Annotated in this window: 4 protein-coding genes and 1 pseudogene; 1 reads left to right on the forward strand and 4 read right to left on the reverse strand. The window is 29.8% G+C overall.

Annotated elements, in window-relative coordinates:
• A pseudogene (locus tag ACTG3S_RS02605) lies at positions 1 to 323 on the reverse strand (1-acyl-sn-glycerol-3-phosphate acyltransferase); the annotation flags it as partial.
• Between the two features lie 142 nt (positions 324 to 465).
• On the opposite strand from ACTG3S_RS02605, the gene trpS reads away from it, so the two are divergent.
• Positions 466 to 1,434, forward strand: a complete 969-nt coding sequence (gene trpS / locus ACTG3S_RS02610) for a tryptophan--tRNA ligase (RefSeq protein ID WP_439127821.1) — start codon at positions 466 to 468, stop codon at positions 1,432 to 1,434.
• Positions 1,435 to 1,489: 55 nt separating this feature from the next.
• Here trpS and ACTG3S_RS02615 read toward each other — a convergent pair whose 3' ends face one another.
• From ACTG3S_RS02615 to ACTG3S_RS02625, 3 genes are all read right to left on the reverse strand, one after another.
• Positions 1,490 to 1,981: a DUF1761 domain-containing protein gene (locus ACTG3S_RS02615; protein ID WP_439127822.1), complete on the reverse strand. Its 492-nt coding sequence runs from the start codon at positions 1,979 to 1,981 to the stop codon at positions 1,490 to 1,492.
• Positions 1,982 to 2,114: 133 nt separating this feature from the next.
• Positions 2,115 to 3,098: a DUF4837 family protein gene (locus tag ACTG3S_RS02620; RefSeq protein WP_439127823.1), complete on the reverse strand. Its 984-nt coding sequence runs from the start codon at positions 3,096 to 3,098 to the stop codon at positions 2,115 to 2,117.
• Positions 3,099 to 3,105: 7 nt separating this feature from the next.
• Positions 3,106 to 3,470 (reverse strand): LysM peptidoglycan-binding domain-containing protein (locus tag ACTG3S_RS02625; protein ID WP_439127824.1); only part of this gene is annotated, 365 nt, incomplete at its 5' end.

The raw sequence follows: 3,470 nt of genomic DNA on the forward strand, positions 1-3,470 counted from the left end.
TTTTTACTAATAGCAATTAATACAAAAGGATCTAATAACGATGCGTGATTAGGGCAAAACATATAACTTTTATTGGGCGCTATTTGTTGTTCTGCTGTAAAATCTAACCTAAAACCCATTCCGTAAATTAGAATTTTAGATATAATTCTGGCTAATTTCCAAAATATATGATAGTGACTTTCTTTGACCGTAAATAGTAATAATAAAGGCGATAAAAGTAAAATGGAAACAAACATTAAGATGTAAAACCATAAACGCCAAACCAATAAAAAAGGAATTTTTAAAAACTTCACAGAAAGTATTGTGCTTAAAAAATGTATCAATTACATTTTTGTTAAAAAAACTAATCAAACAAAAATACTAATATTCTTTTTGTTTATTGATTTTACTAATCAAAACCTTATTTTTGCGCTCTAAAAGCGTTTAAGTATCTTACTCTTTCGCAAAATTAGTAAATTAAAAAATATGTCTAGAATTTTAACAGGTGTGCAAAGTACAGGTACGCCGCATTTAGGAAATTTATTAGGAGCTATTTTACCAGCTGTAGAAATGGCAAATAACCCAGAAAATGAAGCTTTTCTTTTTATTGCAGACATGCACTCTTTAACACAAATTAAAGACGGTAGTATTTTAAGAGAAAACACCTACAGCACTGCTGCAACCTGGTTAGCTTGTGGTTTAGACATAGATAAAACTGTTTTTTACAGACAAAGTGATATACCACAAACAGCAGAGTTAACTTGGTATTTAAGCTGTTATTTTCCATATCAAAGACTAACTTTGGCACATAGTTTTAAAGATAAATCGGATAGATTAGGAGACGTAAACGCGGGTTTATTTACCTATCCTATGCTAATGGCTGCAGATATTTTATTGTACGATGCAGAAATTGTACCTGTTGGTAAAGACCAATTACAACATTTAGAAATTACAAGAGATGTTGCAAGTAGAATTAACAATGTTATAGGAGATACGTTGGTTTTGCCAAAAGCAAAAATACAAGAGGACACAAAACTAGTACCTGGTATAGATGGCGAAAAAATGAGTAAATCTAGAAACAATACTATCAATATTTTTTTAACCGATAAAAAGTTACGAAAACAAATTATGGGTATTAAAACAGATAGTTTGGCTTTAGAAGATCCGAAAAATCCAGATACAGACAATGTATTTGCACTTTATAAATTAATTGCTAATGAGGATGAAATTAAAAAAATGAGAGCAAATTATTTAGGTGGTAACTATGGATATGGACATGCAAAACAAGCACTGTACGAATTAATTTTAGAAAAATTTGCTACAGTTAGAGAACGTTACCATCACTTTATGGAAAACAAACATGAAATTGATGAAGCTTTACATATAGGTGCTGCAAAAGCAAAAGTTACTGCAGATTTGGTTTTAAAAAGACTAAGAAGTAAAATAGGATATTAATAAAAAAACCTCGCAATTTGCGAGGTTTTTTTATACTTTTTTTTGAGTGTTTTTTTTACATCCACTGGCAAATGATACCTCCCATAATTGCTAAAGTAACAATCCAATAACCAGCATTAATGGCTACATATTTAAATGATTTTTTCTCAAACATTGCTTGAATACCTAAAACTGGTAAAATTAAAAAGACACCAAATAAAACACCATGAAAAGCACCGTGTTTAAAGGTTCTAAATCTGTCTCCATAAGTAGTTACAAATCTCTCAAAATAAGTATAAGCCGCTCCTGTTTGCTCATTAAAACCAGGTTCACCTGCTAATGTTGAGTAAACACCCATTTGATGTATTACCATTGGCATTAAAGCAAAAGAAATTAACACACTTAGAATAAAACAAATTACCAATGTTTTAACCATGTTTGTGCCTTCTAAAGACTCTTTCGTAAAACCCATTTGCTGCATCCATGCATTACCAAATAACGGTCCATACCAAATAAAGCCAATAGTCATAGGCACTAATGCGGCTATTAAAAAAATGTAAAAATTCATTTCCATGATATATAAAGTTTTTAAGTTGAAAACCAAATATAGCAAATAAGAAATTGATATTTAGATGCTTATAAAAAATAAGCCTAAAAGAGATTTCTTTTAGGCTTAAAATATAATTTATAAATAAATAGGTTTATTTAATTTTCATCGATTTTGCAATGGCTTCTAACTCAAACATAAAAGCTCTTTTATTTACAGATGGTGCATAGGTAAATCCTTCAAAAACTAAAACTCTATTATTTTTTTTATCGATAATAGAATAGTTTAAAAAAGGACCTGCCATAAAATCATTTTTAACTTCCCATTTACCTCTCGTTTCAAAAGCTTTTAAGCCGTTAAAGGTTATTTCTGATGTAAAGGGTGTATATGCTTCTTCTGTAATCATGTGCATAGTTTCTGGGTCAGAGCCTGGTATGTATTTTTTTCCAATACTGTCTCTAACAGACACTATATTTTCTGCAACTTTATCTTCTTCTGCTAAAGGTATTGCATACATTAAAATGTTGGTACTACCGGTTTTTGCAATACCACTAGTTAAATGTTGTCTAAGCCATAAAAATTCTCCAGTATCATCTACCGTCTTAAAATTATCTGGTATAATTAAAGAAACTCCTAATTTTTGTACAGTTTTATATTGACTTTCATCTATTTTCTTCTTTTTAAAAAGATTTTGCGTCATTGCAATATCAGATTTTATAAAGGCAGCTATAATTTCTTTTTCGTGTTTTTGAAACATTTTTATAACACCTTCGTCATCTTTTGCATACACATATACAATAGTTTGTGGTTGTGCATACACATTTTTCTTGATAAAAAAATCTTCTTTATCACCATTACCAATTACTAAAATGTTTCTGGATACCTTCATCATGCTACCAAAACCATTAGGTGCTACTTGCGATATAGATAATATTGGCTCTGGTTGTGGCAAGCCAACCATTAACTCTCCAAAAGAGTTTCTAATTTCGTTCCCTAAGTCTCCATTCCAATCACTAGCCTTGGTTACCACCATTACTTTGTTTATTTTACCAATGGAATTTCTTTGAACAAATTTATCGTTACCTGTGCAAGATGTAATTAAAATTACTAGAGTAAATAGCCTTATTATTTTTTTCATTTTGATATTAGCTTTTATATATTTTAAGTTTAGTTCCTGGTTTTAAACTTTTAACACTCCAAATATTGTTCCATTTTTTAATTTCTTCTATAGAAACGTTCTCAAATTTTTTAGAAATTGTCCATAAAGAATCTCCTTTTTGTACAATATAGGTCTCAAACTTAGTGTTTTTGTTAGTTTTGGTAGCTTTTTTTTGAGTTGCAACTTTAACAGTTTTTTTAGGAATTGCCAATTTTTTAGGGTAAATACTTAATCGTTGCCCAATTCTTAACCTGCTTGTTTTTAAACGATTCCATCTTTTAATATCGCTAACTCTTACCCCATATCTATTGGCAATTTTACCTAAGAAATCGCCACTTTTTACTTTGTAAT

The organism is Polaribacter sp., assembly GCF_965656025.1.
GTDB lineage: Bacteria > Bacteroidota > Bacteroidia > Flavobacteriales > Flavobacteriaceae > Polaribacter.